Source organism: Flavobacterium zhairuonense (genome assembly GCF_004352915.1).
Taxonomy (GTDB): domain Bacteria; phylum Bacteroidota; class Bacteroidia; order Flavobacteriales; family Flavobacteriaceae; genus Flavobacterium; species Flavobacterium zhairuonense.
Map to the genome: position 1 here is coordinate 89382 of NZ_SJSY01000070.1, position 16314 is coordinate 105695.

A 16314-nucleotide genomic window follows, 5' to 3' on the forward strand; every position below is an offset into this window, starting at 1 on the left:
CTTCAGGCTTCAAAAAAAACCATAAAACACCTAATAATCAATACTTTAAATAACAAAACAAAGATAAAAGGAGAAAATGATCAATATTTACACAATAAGACAAAAAACAAATAAAATAAGATTTATTTTACCTTGCTAATAATAACGCTTTCATTGCACTTCTAGAGTATGCCAAATGTCAAAGCACAAGACACAATAGCCATTTTGTCATCGACACTACGAAAGATTTCCTCAATTACAACATCGTACTTATTACAAGACTGCAAAATAGTTTTTCTGAGACTACATTGTTTTATTTCGCCTATTGTTATATGTTCTTCGATATTAATGGCTAAGCAGGAATCTTTCTTATTTCCTCTAATTTCAGCAATAACCTGATTTTTATTATTTAAAATTTTTATATTTTGTTTAAATAAAGAAAATTGTCGTTTTATGCTCCCAATTTTATTACCATTAAAGTCTTTGATAACAATTGCATCACAGAAAAACAAAAAGCCTCTAGATAATGTAGCTGTTATGACTCCGTTTGCGTTTCTTATTTCAAATAAATATGGAAAAATTTTCAACCCTGCTATTTTCGAAAAGCTCTTTTTTTTCGTAATAAAGCCTATGCACTCCCGATTACCATTGTAGATTTTAAACTGACCTCTAGAGTTGGATTTTTCCTTTTTCTTATATATTAAATAGTTTCTTGTATTAAAAAAAGAAGCACTCATTTAATCATTTTTTATAATTCTCTATTATTGATTGGATTTCTTAAAAAAATAAACTTCAAAATTTGCAATTTGTAATCAGTTAGTATCAGATTTAAAACTCCTGAAGATATTTTTAATTAGCCGTTTTTCTAGCAAAGCTTGACAACATGAGTTACTTTTCGTTCTACAAAATCAATCAGCTTTTCCATATTTCGATATTGATCGTATTTATTTGATATCGAAATAATGTAGCCGTTTCTTTCTTTTACATATAAAAAAAAGAAATCTTTAGTCAAAATTGCTTTTTCAATTTGACTCCATTTATGTGTAATTTCCCCTAAAGGCGAATGAACATTTATGAATGAATTTGTAAAATTGAATTTATACTTTGAGATAAATTTATCAAATTTCAAAAGTCTTTTAATCAATCGAAAAATCAGGCTACATACCGCTTTAACAAATGAATATTGAAACAAAAAGAAAACTATGACGAGTACTAAATTCCTGATAATCCAAATTATATAATCGGTATTCTTGTCTAAAAAAATACTATTAAAAAAGATTGCTGTTATCAAAAGCACGCTTGCAAGAATGCGTATTCTTTTCTCCCATAAATTTTTAAAATACATCTTATTCAGTTTCTGTATTTCTACAGCATTCAATTCAAATTCTAGCGAAAATTTAGCATCATTCATACCAACATACATTAAATTCCAGAAAAATTGTTTTTGTCTTTATTGATAGTTAAAATTTTAAGCAAAATTAGCTCAAGCACAATTCGCCCATATAGCCAATAAGCCACCAAAATATTAGAATAAGACATTTTTAAATAAAAACCACACTTAAAAACTTCTTTGTGACGGTTTCATTTTTTTTAGAAAAAGCAATACATTTTAATGAGAATTTTTTTACTCCAAAAAAGCCCGTAAAAGATTTAAAAATGACAAAATAAGACACAAAAAAATCATTATAATTATTTTATTTCCAAATAGTTAACTATAACAAATCTTTATATTTTTTTCTTTTAAATTTATTTACTTTTGGCCACCATTAAAACAAAATAATGGATAATTTCTTATAAAATGAAACCCCAAGAAATCGAAAAAAAACTGAAAGAACGAATTAAAGAATTGACCTGCCTTTTCGAAATTTCCAAAACAATTTCCAAATCTCATTTTTTTGAAGAAAAGGTCTTGAAAAAGGTCGTTCTAAGTATAAAAAAAGCTTGGCAATTCAATGATGATGCAATAGTTGAATTGCAGGCTGGAATGTATTATTTTGCAACATCTCAAATACCCGAAAACAACATATTTCAAACTAGTATCATCAAACTCCCCTATACAGAGCCCGGATCTATAACCGTTTATTATCCAGCAGACAAATTTAAACCGCATCACTTTCTCAGTTACGAACAAAAACTCTTGAATACAGCTGCGCAGAAAATTAGCTTTTACATCGAAAAATTTCAAATTTTAGAAAAAAAAGCTTCCTTAAGAAGAACCCTTGAACACGTTGACCGATTAACGATCCTCAGCGAAACCATTGCTGGAATAGCGCATGAACTCAATAATCCTCTGGGAAATATTTTAGGATATGCCGAATTTATCAAACTCGCCAATACAGATTCTGAAATTGACTCTGATATTACAACAATTATCAACTCTGTCATTTACACGCGCGAAATTGTAAAAAAGTTAATGTTTTTTCTTGTGAGATGCCCCACCAGTCAAAATTTGAAAACATCAATTCCATTATAAATTTTACCTTTTCAATTTTAAAGCAAAATTTTCAAAAAAAAGAAATCAAAAGCGAATTGATTTTTAACAACTCTATTTCTACTGTAAAAATTGATGCCGTACAAATAACCCAGTTACTTTTCAATTTGCTGATAAATGCCATTCATGCATCGACTAAAAAAAGCCTCATTAAAACTATTATTGAAAATGATGCCCAAAATATCATCATACACATTGAAGATCAAGGCCACGGAATACCTGATGAAATAAAACAGAAAATATTTGAACCTTTTTTCACCACAAAAAACACAAAAAGCGGATCAGGTTTGGGGCTAAGTGTTGTTTATGGAATTGTTAAAAATCACAATGGAAAAATCACCGTTACAAACAATAAACCCAATGGTGCAATTTTTACAATCAGTTTACCAATTAGTTAAAAAATAAATGAACTCAAGAAAAGAAAATATACTAATTGTCGATGACAATTACGAAATGCTGACTCTTTTTCAGCGAACAATCAAAGCATTAAATTATAATACTTACAAAGCTTCGTCTGTGAATGAAGCTATTGAAGTTTTAAAAAGCCATTCGATCAATCTATTAATTACAGATTTAAATATGCCCGAAATAAACGGCATCGAACTATTAAAATATTGCGATGAGCATTTTCCTCATATATCAAAATTGGTCATAACCGGAATGCCATCTATTGATAATGCCATAAATGCAATAAAATCTGGTGCTTTGGAATACCTCATAAAACCTTTTACTAATGATGAACTTTCTAAAGCCATCAAAAGTTCACTTGCAAGAAAAACAAATACATCGGTTAAAAATCCTGATGCTATAAATAGTTACGCCTCAATAATAGGCCAATCATCACATTTCAAAGATTTAATTGATACGATAAAACGCGTGCAAAACAATAAGGCAAATGTATTAATTGAAGGCGAAAGTGGTACTGGAAAAGAGCTGATTGCAAGGGCAATTCACTATGAAGGTGCATTTTCTAAAATGCCCTTTGTGGCAATAAATTGCGGAGGATTACCCGAAAATCTACTCGAATCTGAATTATTTGGGTACGTTAAAGGAGCATTTACTGGTGCTGTTGAATCAAAAATGGGTTTATTTCAAGCGGCATCTGGTGGTACCGTTTTCTTGGACGAAATTGGATGTACCCGGCAAACCAGGAACTCCAATACCCGGAAGTCCTTCAACACCAACTTCGCCTTTGTCTCCCTTGTCTCCTTTGTCCCCTTTTTTACCGTCGATTTGAGTATAAGTGCCATCTGCTCCGTCTTTGCCAGGAACATAAACCCATGTGCCTGAATCATTGATCACAACAGTAGTATCTTTTCCAGGTCCCCCAGGTGTGCCCGGCAAACCAGGAACTCCAATACCCGGAAGTCCTTCGACACCAACTTCCCCATCTTTTCCATTAATTGGCGTCCAAGTTCCATCGGCATTTTGAACGTAAACAATACCAGATGAATAATCTGTATAAATATTTATGTCCTCACCAAGATAAGATGATGATCCTTTTGGCCCAGGAGCTCCATTACCTCCAGCAACACCAACTTTTCCATCTTTTCCATCTTTTCCAGATCCAGAACTTGATTCGCCAGCAACTGCTAATCTGTTCCATCTCTTATCAAACCAGTAGTAGTATCCTGGAGTAATGTCACCAATTGCATCAGTAGCAAATACTAACAAACTATTAGCTTCATCACCTACGATTGGCGCATAAACAACTGTACTTGTTAATCGAACCCTTGGTATCAATATACCTTTTGTACTACCACCAAATCTATCCGTTTCTGTGGTTGTTACCTCAAATTGAGCTGATGAAGTTGGCGCTTTTGCCCCAACCACAACCTGAGAACGAGCCGAAAAGCTAGCCAAAACAACAAATAAAGGGAGTAATCTATTTTTCATAACCTTTCTTATTATCTGTTTAATTATTTTCTTAAGTATTTAAAATTCAAACATCTAAATTTGAAGATGCAAAGTTCCTCTGAAAATCAATTTATTTTTGCCTGTAAAAGTTTTTAAACTTATAAATTAGGGTATATATGAAAAAGCCTGTTAAATTTTAGGGTAGAATTCCTATATTGCGAAAGGCACCACGCCAAATAATACCAATCAAACAATTAAAAATCAATACCTTAAACAAACAATTAAACAAAAAAAAAGAGAGAGCATTTCGCTCTCTCTTTTACTACTATCTATCTTTATTTACACATTACGTGCAATCAGATTTTATACAAATCAAATTACTTTTTTATATTTTTTATTTGATTCCTTTTTTGAGGTTTTCTAAAGATTTGTCTTCTAGAATTTTAATTTGGTTTACCACTATTTGAGCAACAGTTTTTGCCCCTAATAAAGATAAGTGGGTATCATCTTTTTTATCCTCCTTATAATAAGGAATTTCCCCTGCCTTAAAATGTAAATGCAATTGCTTAGACTTTTCCGGCCCATAAGACTGCTCCAGCTGTTCTGTATAATATTCTAAATCAATAAAAGGTACATTATATTCTTGTGCAACCAATCTCGTTTCTAGTGGATAGTCACCATGAGTAGGAACTAATACTCCTTTTTCATTAAAGTTGCGTCTGGCAATGGACGTTAATAAAATAGGAATCGCTCCTTTTTTTCTGCTTTCATTTACAAAACGAATTAAGTTATATCGATATGCAGTATGTGGATTTGTGTAGCGTGTAGAATCTTCAATTTTTTCATCATTATGTCCGAATTCTATAAAAACATAATCCCCTTTTTTTAGTTTATTATAAATTGAATCCCAACGCTTTTCGTTAATGAAGCTTTTAGTGCTTCGCCCGTTTACCGCTTTGTTTACCACTGCTATATTTTCTTTAAAAAATGGCTGCAAAACTTGTGCCCATCCATGCTCAGGATTTTTTTCAGGATCTTTTTTATTTGCCATTGTTGAATCTCCAATACAATAGACCGTTGTTTTTTGTGCAAAACAGCCTGTGGTGATAAGCAATAAAATTAATATGTAATTTTTCATTTTGTATTTATTTTAAATTTCAATTATCAGTCTGAACGATCTTGTCTCCAAGTATTGGAATCTGAAAAAGGTGTTTAACTATATAAAGATCCATCTCCTGAAGTCCAAAGAACAAAAAATTAAACTCTTTACACCTATCAGGCCTAAAGATAGACGCACTGCTGTGCGTCTCTACAAATAAATTTTTGAACCTTTATGTCTATGAAACTATGAACCTGGAAAAACTATTTAGCCGCCGTTGGTACTGTTGCTCTTTGTCCTATAAAAACATCGGTCATCAAAACATTTTCTGCATTTTCATTTGAAAGCGCATTTTTTGCTTCCTTAATTTCTATATTCTTCAAAGCTATATTTTTGATTTTTTTATCTGCGAAACCTTGAATTACAATTCCTGATTCTGTTGCTTTATTGCAAGAAATATTGGAAAAATAAATATTTGAAATTTCTGATTGGTAGCCTTTCCCTTCTCCATGATAATTGGATGTTATATAAAGACAATCTTCCACTTCGTCTAACTGAATATTACGAACAAAAATATTTTTAATAAAACCTCCTCGATCTGCATTAGTTTTCAAATAAATTCCTCTTTTTAAATACCCTATGGTTTTACAATTTTCGATATAAACATTTTGTACTCCAGCTGACATTTCACTGCCTATCACAACACCATGAAGTCCTTTAAAATTGCAATTTCTGATAATAATATTTTCACTTGGCGAATTATTATTTGCGCGTCCTTCATGATCTCGCCCTGCTTTAATAGCCACATTATCATCGCCATTATTAAAAGTCACATTTTCGATTAAAACATCTTTTGCATATTCTGGATCAATTCCGTCGTTATTATAATTTAATGATTTGTAACTAATACCTCGAATGGTAATACTTTGCGACTTTAATAAGTGCAAACACCAAAAAGGAGAATTCTCAATTCTGATATTTTCAACCACTATATTTTTACAATTGAAAAATTGAATCATTTGCGGACGTAAAAAGTAGCCTTCACCAAACTTTCTGTCACTTAGTGCGACATTATTATGATTCATTTCGCGACTTCTATTTTTGCCAGCTTCTTCCTTTGCCTTAAAATTTTTCCACGTTTTTCCTCCCTCTCCATCAATAGTTCCTTCGCCTGTAATCGCAATATTTGAGCAGTCGTACGCATAAATTAACGGACTGTAATTATACAACATAGTACCTTCCCAACTTGTTAAAACCATAGGAAGGTAATCTTCTGGTTTATCACTGAATTTTATTTTCGCTCCCTTTTCTATTTTAAGGTTTACGTTGCTCACAAAATGAATTGGGCCGTTAATTCTATAAATTCCTTTTGGCACAATTATAGTACCGCCATTATTCTTTTTGCACAATGCCATCGCCTTATCAAACGCAGGTTTATTGTTTGAAATTGAATCACCTTTGGCACCTAATTTCACCACATTAATTTGATAAGTAGGAATAACCGGCAACTGAATTCTTTTGACAATTGAATCTACTTTTGCAGTTGGAAATTCATTGTTTTGCGCGAACGAAAACGTAGAAATCAATAAAAATATAAGCTGTTTTAAATTCATTGTAATTGTAATTAAAAACTGGTTTTTATTTTGAGTACCAATTTGATAAATCGTCTTTTAAAATAGTTTCTATAGCATATTTATCAGCTTCGGTTTTACTTAACTGATGTGACCATGTTACTCTTTTTGAAGGTTGAAATCCTTCGCCAGTACAATTATATTCAGCATAAAAAGCCTTTTTTTCAGCTTCAGGTTTTGACCAATTTTCCCAGCCTTCTGGCCTGATTTGTTTTCCCAATTCACAATTTAAGAAAACCGTTTTAGCATAAATACGCCAAGGTCTTCCTAAATACACTGCATCTGCAGTGGCTTCGGCTGTTAATTTGCAATTTTTGAAAACAAAACCAAAAGGAGTTCCTTCTGGAGTTGATGCCGCTGTGATATAAGAGTTTTTAACACTATGAATTTCGCAGTTTTCAAATAAAGCTGTTGCGCTTCCAAAAATAAAATCGGTTGTTCCTTCGATATAGCAGTTTACAAAATACTGTTTTGCATCTTTTCCTGAAAGATATAAAGTATCCTGGTTTCCTAAAATAAGACAATTCGAAACTTTGGCACGATTTGCTACAACAGATAATGCAATACCTTGACCATTATCTCCAGAGGCATTTTTAATGGTTAAATTTGATGCCGAAAAATCATCTCCTTCTACCAAAACTGTATACGTATAAAAAGTACTGTTTCTTCCTAAATTTATTTTCGAGAAATTATCATCAAACGTAATGATGGTTTTTTCTTTGCTTTCTCCCTGCAAAACTACATTTGTATTCCATTCTGGAATTCGAACTTTTTCATTGTAAATTCCATTTTTAATTAAAATGGTTACTTTTTCATAAGGAAAAGCTGGACAAGCATAAACGGCATCCTGAATTTTGGTAAAATCGCCCGAACCATCTTGTGCAACAGTAATTAACGTAACATTTTTTTTATCTGAAGATGAAACTTTTGTTCCATTTTTAACTGCCCAGACCGGATATTTTTTCAATACTTCCTTTGGAGCGTCAGAATACCAAGAATATCCGTTTCGTCTTTCAGAACCAATTTGATCCAATGATTTTTTTCTGATTCCGTCGCGATCACAAAAGAAAGGTTCGTTCGTTTCCAAATCCATAAAACGCGCCCAAATTGGACCTGCATTTGTAGCCGGAATCATTTTTTTATCGACAATTTTTCCTTCGTCGTTTAGAACTCTTTTTTCTTCTAAATTCGTGATTTTTGTCTTTTCAAACCATTCCGTTGCACTCTTTACAGCGGTAACAATTTCGCGAGAAGGTTTGTCTATCGACATTAAAAGCAATACTATTTTTGTAGACTCGTAGCCACTTAATGACGCCAATTCAAAAGCTCTAGCATTTGCAGGAGCCAATGTAAATTCATCATGCTGGGCGCACCACGCGGTTAAAACACCTTTTTGTTTGTATTGTGTTTTTAAAATGCAATCAATTCCTTTATCAAAAGCTTTTTTTGCTTTTTGAACAACTTCTTTTGATGGCTTAATGCTATAAAAATCAGTTTCTTCACTAACTTCTTTCATTACATTTAAAATATTGACCATCGAATCGTCATTGTAGGTAATATGCGTATAATATCCCTTTTTAAGCGGATAAAACTGAGGCCAACCACCATTATTATATTGCGCTTCTAATAAATAATCCAGTCCTTTTAAAAACGATTCCTTGTATCTTTCATCTTTTACCTGCGCATACATTCTAGACATAAAAAGCATTTCCTGGCAAGTTGCACCATTATCGGTTGTTGTTTCTACAGCTGTTTTTTTAAGTGCAATCAGATCTTTTTTTTGCGCTGGCGAAAGTTCATTCTGCATCTGAATATTTTTTGGCCAGCCGCCAATATTTCTTTGGTAAAGCAAAACGTTCTCGGCTATTTTTTTTGCTTCTTCTGAACCAAACCAAGATGATTCATTTTTACGAATAATATCCGACCAATTTTTATAGGTATTTTGAGCAATAAAAGAATTGCTAAATAATAATAAAAAAAGTAAAGCTGTTTTTTTTAGTTGAATCATTTTTATCTGTTTTACTCTTAAGATTTATTTTTTGTGACACTTAAATAATGCCTCTTGTGAACAAAAAAATGTTTTTTTTGAAATCAAATTCATTTTAAGACGCAAATAAAACATCTTTTTCCTACAAAATATAATCTGATATCGAAATTTAAATTTCGTTTATTAGGAATTATCTACAGCAGTCGTTTTTTTAACAAATAGAGAAAAAATTGCATTTTTTGCCATTATTTACTTTTTCACTTCGAAATTCTAAACCAATCCACTGCAACATTTCCTGAGTCGTTTGTAATTTTTTCGCTTAAAGCGAATAAACCAACTTTAGCGCCAATCCATTTTCCTTCTTTTGATACAAAATCATTTCCTATTGCCTGATATTTTTTATCATCTAAACTGTAATAGAAACTACAAATTCCTCCTTTTTTAATTCTAACTCTCAAATAAATTGTATTGTTAGGAATCAAAACGGGAGATGTTTCATTCTCTTCCACCTTTTTATCAAAAGTTCCCGTTTTTTGATTTAAATACAATTTGCCGTTATCATTTTTAAGATTCAAATAGCTGTAATCTAACCCCATAATAATTAAACCAGTTGTTTCGCCATTTAATCTAGTGTTGAACGTCATTTTTGCAGTTGCTGTAAATTCTTCTGCTGGGAACTTTTGAAGCAGTAAATTTGGCGCTTCAAAAATTTTCTTGCTGTCTTTAATTGTTGGCAAACAATATAAATTCAAATAACCTAAACTTGTCGGAAATCCCCAATTATTCTGCGCATTTGCCTGCCATTGCCATTGCAATCCTAATTTCGGTAAATTAAATTCATCTGATTCTGCTGGAGTTTCAATTGGATATTTTTTTCCAACATTTGGTTTTTTAAAGGTTGTAACTGGCTCACCAATTCCATTTTTATCAACATCTATTCCCATTACAGGCCAGTCATTTTCCCATTTCATTGGTTGTAAATGAACAATTCTTCCGTAAGCGCCTTTATCCTGAAAATGTATAAACCAGTCTTCACCTGTTTGTGTCTGCACCCACGCACCTTGATGCGGACCATTAACAGCAGATTTTCCTTGTTCTAAAACTTTTTTCTTTTCGTAGGGACCAAAAACGTTTTTAGATCTTAAAACGGTCTGCCAACCAGTAGAAACGCCTCCCGCTGGAGCAAAAATGTAATAATAACCATTTCTTTTATAAAACTTAGGTCCTTCAATTGTTCCTTCGCCATCATGACCGTCAATTACCATAACTTCATCGTTATTAGTAGTTGTACCTTCGGCATTCATACTACAGACAACTAATAAACTTTTAATTTTTGCACGACTGCCAGCAAAAGCATGAACTAAATAAACCTTACCGTCATCATCCCATAACGGACTTGGATCTATTAATCCGCTTCCAGCTTTTACCAAAACAGGTTCAGACCAAGGTCCTTCTGCTTTTTGCGCTTTTATCATATAGATTCCAAAATCTGGATCTGGATAATAAATATAAAATTCGTTGTTGTGAAAATTTATGCTTGGTGCCCAAACTCCGTTTCCGTGTTGTACTTTATCAAAAGTTTCTGTTGGTATTTGTTTGATTAATGCATGCCCAATAATTTTCCAGTTTACCAAATCTTTAGAATGCAAAATTGGCAAACCTGGAATACAATTAAAAGAAGATGCCGTCATATAAAAATCATCTCCAGCTCTTACAACATCTGGATCTGAATAATCAGCATGAATGATTGGGTTAGTATAAGTGCCATCTCCATTGTCTGGAATCCAAACCTGTGCCGTGTTCTTCTGTATTGAGAATATTGATAATAATATAAAAAGACTGTTTTTTATTCTATTCATTTTATACGCATTATTTATAATTGATAATTAACAATTAATAATTATCAATTAAAACTATCGGTTTAACTCTAAAGCTGCTAAAATAAATGGTCCCGTAGCTTTTGGGTCATTGTCTTTCTTTTTTTCCTTTACATAATACTCATACGAACCGTCTCTATATGGAGTTCCGCCCAAACCTGCCACTTGACAAGCTTGAGTTAGCGTAATTGTACCATCGGCATCAACTTTCATTAATTTTGTTGTTAATCCGTCGAAAGCTTTGTTGGCGATTTTTTTATATTTTGCTGGCAAATAACCTTTGTTTGCTCCTTTTGCAAAAGCGTAGGCAAACATTGAAGATCCAGAAGCTTCTAAATAATTTCCTTCTTTGCCCATTTTATCAGTTACTTGATACCACAAACCTGATTTATCCTGAAATTTTGCAATACTTTCTGCAGCATTATTCAAGTATCCAACCAATTCTTTATGTTTTGGATGCTCTTTTGGAAAATAATCCAACACATCAACAAGTGCCATAACATACCAGCCTAAAGCTCTTGACCAAAAATTTGGCGAATTTCCAGTTTGCGGATTTGCCCATGGCATTTTTTTGCTTGAATCCCAACCATGATACAACAATCCCGTTTTTGGATCTGTTGCGTGAAGCTGAATTTCTTCGAATTGTTTTGCAACATCATCCAAGCTTTTTCCGTTTTCAAAAGTAACCGTGTATTGTGCATAGAATGGTTCTCCCATATATAAACCATCTAACCACATTTGGTTTGGATAAATGTTTTTATGCCAAAATCCGCCTTCTGGTGTTCTAGGTTGTTCTGATAATTGTTTGCGCAACAATTGCATTGCTTTTAGATATTTTTCTTGTTTTGTAGTTTCATAAATATTGAAAAGCAAACGGCCAGAAACAATCATGTCAATATTGTATTTGTCAAACTCGTATGACTTAATTGATCCATCATTTTGAACCAATGCATCAACATAACCTTTTACATAAACTGGATATCTTGGATCTGGATTTTTTTTGTACAATTCTTCAAAGCCGTGCAAAACCAAACCATGAACATAATCCCATTTTGGTGCTTTTGAATCGTCAATCATATACGCTTCAGGATGGCGTTTCATCAAAGTCAAAGCCATTTTATCTGACCATTTTGAATTCTTTGAAATCACAATATCTTTAGCTGCTGTTTCCTGCGAGATTGCTTTTGAGCTTGTAAAAAGCATAAAACAAGCCATTGCTGTCGATGCCAAATATTTAATTCGTTTAGTGTTTTCCATTTGAAAATATATTTTAATTTTTGCTTTCATTCGTTATATATTTATTTAAATATTTTGTCTAAAAATGATATTGTGTAGCTGTTCATCTCATCAAACCAAGGCTGAAAAAACCAAAATGAATGTGGAGAATCTTTTATCGTTTTTACTTCACTATAAATTTTATACTGATTTAAAATCGTAATCATATCATCTCTACCGGCGTGAAATCTATCAAAACTACTATTTATAAAAAGAACAGGAGGCGTGTTTTTATCTGTATGAGTTAAAGCAGAAGCATTTTTCCAATTTTCAGGATTGTCTTCATAAGTACCTTTTAGCCAAAACGATGCCATTTCTCCTTCTTGTGATTCTGGATGCTTGAATGCCAAAATTCCGTCGATATCAATAATGGCATTTACTGTTGACGAAGATTTACTTTTAAAATTTGAATCTTCAAAATCTGGATTGTTATTTGTTGTACCAATCAAAGCTGCCATTTGACCTCCAGAAGAACAGCCTAAAACTGCAATTTTATTTGGATCTACATGAAACTTTTTAGCATTATCCTTTATAAACTTAATCGCATTTTTGACATCAAAAACAGCGTCTGGATATTTTGCTTCTAATGACAATCGATACTCAACGGGAAAACAAGAATATCCTTTTGCAGCAATTTCCTGCGCCATAACCTGCATCTGGCTTTTATTTCCAGATCGCCAGCCTCCGCCATGTATCATGATTACGGCCGGATTAGCTTTTTTGGGACTATAAAAATAAGCATCTAAATGCAATGCTCTTTTATCTATTTGATTATATACTAAATCATTGATCTGATCTACCTTTTGATTCTTTCTCGCATTTGCAATAGTGATAAAAGGATACTTTTTAATCAATTTATTGTAAGTACTTTTAACCGTGTATGAAGTATCAATACTGTATTGGCTCTGGACCGTTACAGCATTTAAAAGCAACAATAAAAACAGTATCTTCTTTTTCATTTCTGAGCTTCTATTTTTTAGTTAAGAAAGGAGTCCGATACTTGATCAAACTCCTTTTTTAACAACTTCAAAAAACAACTTTCAAAAAAACTATCAAATCATTACTAACCAAGATTTTCGAAAAATAAAAAAACTAAACTGTTTTTTATTTCATTTGATAATTAAAGAAAGTTCACAAATTGGTTTGGTTATAAAGTAAATTAAGTGGTTTAATTTTTAACTGATTCTATTTTTTTTCCGTTGATGTAGGTATTTATAAAATTTACCGTTTTTACATTTTTCAGAGAATAAACTGAATCAACTTTTGCGATTGTAACATCTTTAAATGTTATGTTTTCAATTGGCGATTCTTTGTAACCATCGGCTAGAATCCCAAATTTTCCGCCATTTTTGACCTTTATATTTTCAAGGCTGATATTTTTAATTGTCGGAATATAATTTCCAACCTGACTACCATATATATCATAAAACATGGTCACTCTCAAAACACATTCTTTTACCGTTCCCACTTCAATGTTTCTAACATAAATATCTTCCGTAGTACCGCCACGTTTCGAATTTGTTTTTATTCTAATGGCACGATCCAATTCCGGACTGTCCATTATACAATTTTCAACATATACATTATTTACGCCAGCCGTAATTTCGCTTCCCATTACAACACCCCCATGACCGTCGATCATTTTACAATTTTGAACAATAATATTTTTACTCGGAATACCAACTCGTCTTCCATCAGCATCTCTCCCCGATTTAATCGCAATACAATCATCGCCGGTATTAAAAGTGCAATTTTTGATAATTACATTTTGAGAATATTCAGGATCACAGCCGTCATTATTTGGCCCGTGGCTATTTACAGTCACGCCATCAATAATTACATTATTCGATTTAAGCGGATGCAAAATCCAAAATGGCGCATTAATCACCGTAATATCTTTTACTAAAACAGTATTACATTCAAAAAATTCAATAAAATTAGGACGTAAATAATGTCCTTCTCCAAAAACACGTTCAGCTACCGGAACGCCTTTTTCTGCCATTTCCACTAAATTATCTCGATTTAAAGGATCATGCTGTGATGGCTGGCCTTTATCCCAACCGTATCTTTTACTGCCACACCAAGGCCACCATGTAGTATTATTTGCCTGTCCGTTTAAAATTCCTTTTCCAGTTATGGCAACATTAGTTTTATTTTTTGCAGAAATTAGCGGTGAATGATTCATCAATTCTGTTCCTTCCCATGAAGTGTGAACAAGAGGATAATCTTTAGAATTCGTACTAAAAAGAATTTCGGCATTGTCTTCTAAATGCAAATTAACATTGCTTTCTAAATGAATAGGTCCGGTCAAGTATTTCCCGTTTGGAACTACAACTTTACCTCCGCCATTTGCACTGCATTCTTTAATTGCTTTTTCGAACGACAGCGTATTCATGGTTTTTCCATCTGCAACAGCTCCAAAATCATTTATATTATAGGTCTTATTTATGAAGTTTGTTTCAGGTATGCTTTTTACAATTAATTCCATTTTCTTCCATGGATTTGTTTCAGACACGCTAGAAACTTGTTTTCCACATGAAATTAGCAACAAAGAAAACACTCCAAAAAGTGAAATTGATTTTAACGCTATAATCTTATTTGTAATCATTTACGCAGAAATTAATAATTTAAACCGGCAAATCGCCATGAATTATGTAATCGATTACACGAAAGTATAAAAATTGTTTCTACAGAACAAATTTATTTAGAAATAATTTATATATTTAATTTTTATTTGCAATTATATTTACAGTTAACATAAAAAAATACATAATTTTTTATCATTGTAGAACAAAAAACGTTTGAGTTATTAATTATGTAATCGATAACAAAAAATATTGTCATATATAAAAAAAATGTATTTTTGTTTAAAATTAAATCTGAAAACTTTTTTTAATGAGCGAAAAAATAACCATTTATGATATTGCCAAGAAATTGAATATCACTGCTGCGACTGTTTCCAGAGCTTTAAACAACAACCCGAAAATAAAAGAAAGCACTAGAGAACTGGTCATCAAAACCGCTGCATCAATGAACTATAAGCAAAACAAACTTGCTTTAGCATTAAAAAGCGGACGAAGCAACAATATTGGTGTTATTGTTCCTCGTATTGACAGCAACTTTTTTGCATCGGTTATTAGAGGTATTGAAGAAGAACTTCATCCTCATGGTTATCAGGTAATTATTTGTCAGACACATGAAAGTGCAAAAAGAGAGAATGAAAATCTATATACCTTAATAGATGCTCAGGTTGATGGAATTATGATGTCGGTTACTGATGTTGCTGATGAAAACATTGGCGCTTTCAATTATGTTCTAGAAAAAAACGTTCCATTGATCTTTTTTGACCGAAGCAAACATATTGACGGAGTAAGCTCTGTAACAATTAACGACTTCAAGGGAGGTTACGTAGCTACCAAACACTTAATAAATGAAGGGTGTCGTGCAATTGCACATTTTTCTGGAGATCAGTCTCTTGAAATTTTCAAAAACAGGTTTTTAGGCTACAAACAGGCATTATTAGACAACGGAATGACATTTAAGGAAGAATATGTTATTCATACCAAAAGTAGTGTTGATGCAGGAAAAGAAGCAATTAATGCACTTTTAGCTTTAGAAACGCCACCTGATGCCCTATTTTCTGCCAGTGATTTTGCCGCTTTAGGAGCTATTCAGGAATTAAAAGAAAAAAACATCCGTATTCCAGAAGAATTTTGCGTTGCAGGCTTCAGTAACGAGCCTTTTACAAAATTTATGGAATTATCAATCACTTCTGTCGATCAGTCACCTCTTGAAATGGGGAAAATGTCAGCCCGAGTTTTCTTGGAACAAGTTGACAAAACTGATACCATCAAAATCGAAAAAAAGGTTGTTCTTGCACCAGAATTGCATATTCGTAAGTCTTCTTCAAGAACAAATTCTTAATATTTTTTCACCATATAAGTTATATAAGTTATATAAGTTCAATTTAGTTAATAACTTCAGTTTAATAAAAAAGCAGTTCTAAAAGAACTGCTTTTTTGTTGTCATTTCGACCGAAGGGAGAAATCGCACTAGAAATTCCGCACCGATTATCGCCAATCTTTGTAACCAATCTTTGTCGAGCTTCTAGTGTGATT

13 protein-coding genes are annotated in these 16314 nt (G+C 32.5%); 4 read left to right on the plus strand and 9 right to left on the minus strand.

The genetic code is table 11. The features are described 5' to 3' along the window. Window positions 1–161: 161 nt before the first annotated feature. Entirely contained in the window at window positions 162–716 is a 555-nt protein-coding gene (locus EYY60_RS08075; RefSeq protein ID WP_132988875.1) for an LURP-one-related/scramblase family protein, read from the minus strand. A gap of 128 nt (window positions 717–844) precedes the next feature. Further along, window positions 845–1108, minus strand: coding sequence for a YcxB family protein (locus tag EYY60_RS22275; RefSeq protein ID WP_162847862.1), 264 nt, complete (start codon window positions 1106–1108; stop codon window positions 845–847). Between the two features lie 669 nt (window positions 1109–1777). Here EYY60_RS22275 and EYY60_RS08085 point away from each other — a divergent pair. From EYY60_RS08085 to EYY60_RS08095, 3 genes are read left to right on the plus strand one after another with little or no spacing between them, the layout of a single operon-like run. Beyond that, window positions 1778–2452, plus strand: a complete 675-nt coding sequence (locus tag EYY60_RS08085) for a histidine kinase dimerization/phospho-acceptor domain-containing protein (protein WP_132988877.1) — start codon at window positions 1778–1780, stop codon at window positions 2450–2452. A 56-nt stretch (window positions 2453–2508) separates the two neighbouring features. Continuing rightward, the gene (locus EYY60_RS08090; RefSeq protein WP_162847863.1) at window positions 2509–2868 is read left to right on the plus strand and encodes a sensor histidine kinase; all 360 of its coding nucleotides are present in this window, start codon (window positions 2509–2511) and stop codon (window positions 2866–2868) included. A gap of 7 nt (window positions 2869–2875) precedes the next feature. Then, entirely contained in the window at window positions 2876–3760 is an 885-nt protein-coding gene (locus tag EYY60_RS08095; RefSeq protein ID WP_132988879.1) for a sigma-54-dependent transcriptional regulator, read from the plus strand. Window positions 3761–4721: 961 nt separating this feature from the next. On the opposite strand, the gene EYY60_RS08100 is transcribed toward EYY60_RS08095, so the two are convergent. The 7 genes from EYY60_RS08100 to EYY60_RS08130 all read right to left on the minus strand — a co-directional run bounded on the left by EYY60_RS08100 (window position 4722) and on the right by EYY60_RS08130 (window position 14804). Continuing rightward, a complete protein-coding gene (locus EYY60_RS08100) occupies window positions 4722–5465 on the minus strand; it encodes a rhamnogalacturonan acetylesterase (protein WP_132988880.1) in 744 nt (247 codons plus the stop codon). Between the two features lie 224 nt (window positions 5466–5689). Then, complete coding sequence (locus tag EYY60_RS08105; protein WP_132988881.1) at window positions 5690–7039, minus strand: glycoside hydrolase family 28 protein; 1350 nt, start codon at window positions 7037–7039, stop codon at window positions 5690–5692. Between the two features lie 25 nt (window positions 7040–7064). Next, a complete protein-coding gene (gene pelA / locus EYY60_RS08110) occupies window positions 7065–9065 on the minus strand; it encodes a pectate lyase (RefSeq protein WP_132988882.1) in 2001 nt (666 codons plus the stop codon). A 236-nt stretch (window positions 9066–9301) separates the two neighbouring features. Then, window positions 9302–10903 carry a glycoside hydrolase family 43 protein gene (locus EYY60_RS08115; protein ID WP_132988883.1) on the minus strand — a complete coding sequence of 534 codons (1602 nt, stop codon included), beginning with the start codon at window positions 10901–10903 and terminating at the stop codon, window positions 9302–9304. Window positions 10904–10957: 54 nt separating this feature from the next. Then, complete coding sequence (locus tag EYY60_RS08120) at window positions 10958–12178, minus strand: glycoside hydrolase family 88/105 protein (protein ID WP_132988884.1); 1221 nt, start codon at window positions 12176–12178, stop codon at window positions 10958–10960. Between the two features lie 41 nt (window positions 12179–12219). Beyond that, window positions 12220–13155: an alpha/beta hydrolase family protein gene (locus tag EYY60_RS08125; RefSeq protein ID WP_132988885.1), complete on the minus strand. Its 936-nt coding sequence runs from the start codon at window positions 13153–13155 to the stop codon at window positions 12220–12222. 209 nt (window positions 13156–13364) lie between these two features. Then, a complete protein-coding gene (locus tag EYY60_RS08130) occupies window positions 13365–14804 on the minus strand; it encodes a glycoside hydrolase family 28 protein (protein WP_132988886.1) in 1440 nt (479 codons plus the stop codon). A 287-nt stretch (window positions 14805–15091) separates the two neighbouring features. On the opposite strand from EYY60_RS08130, the gene EYY60_RS08135 reads away from it, so the two are divergent. Next, window positions 15092–16120 (plus strand): LacI family DNA-binding transcriptional regulator, encoded by a 1029-nt coding sequence (locus tag EYY60_RS08135; protein ID WP_132988887.1) that lies wholly within the window; start codon window positions 15092–15094, stop codon window positions 16118–16120. Window positions 16121–16314: the final 194 nt, after the last annotated feature.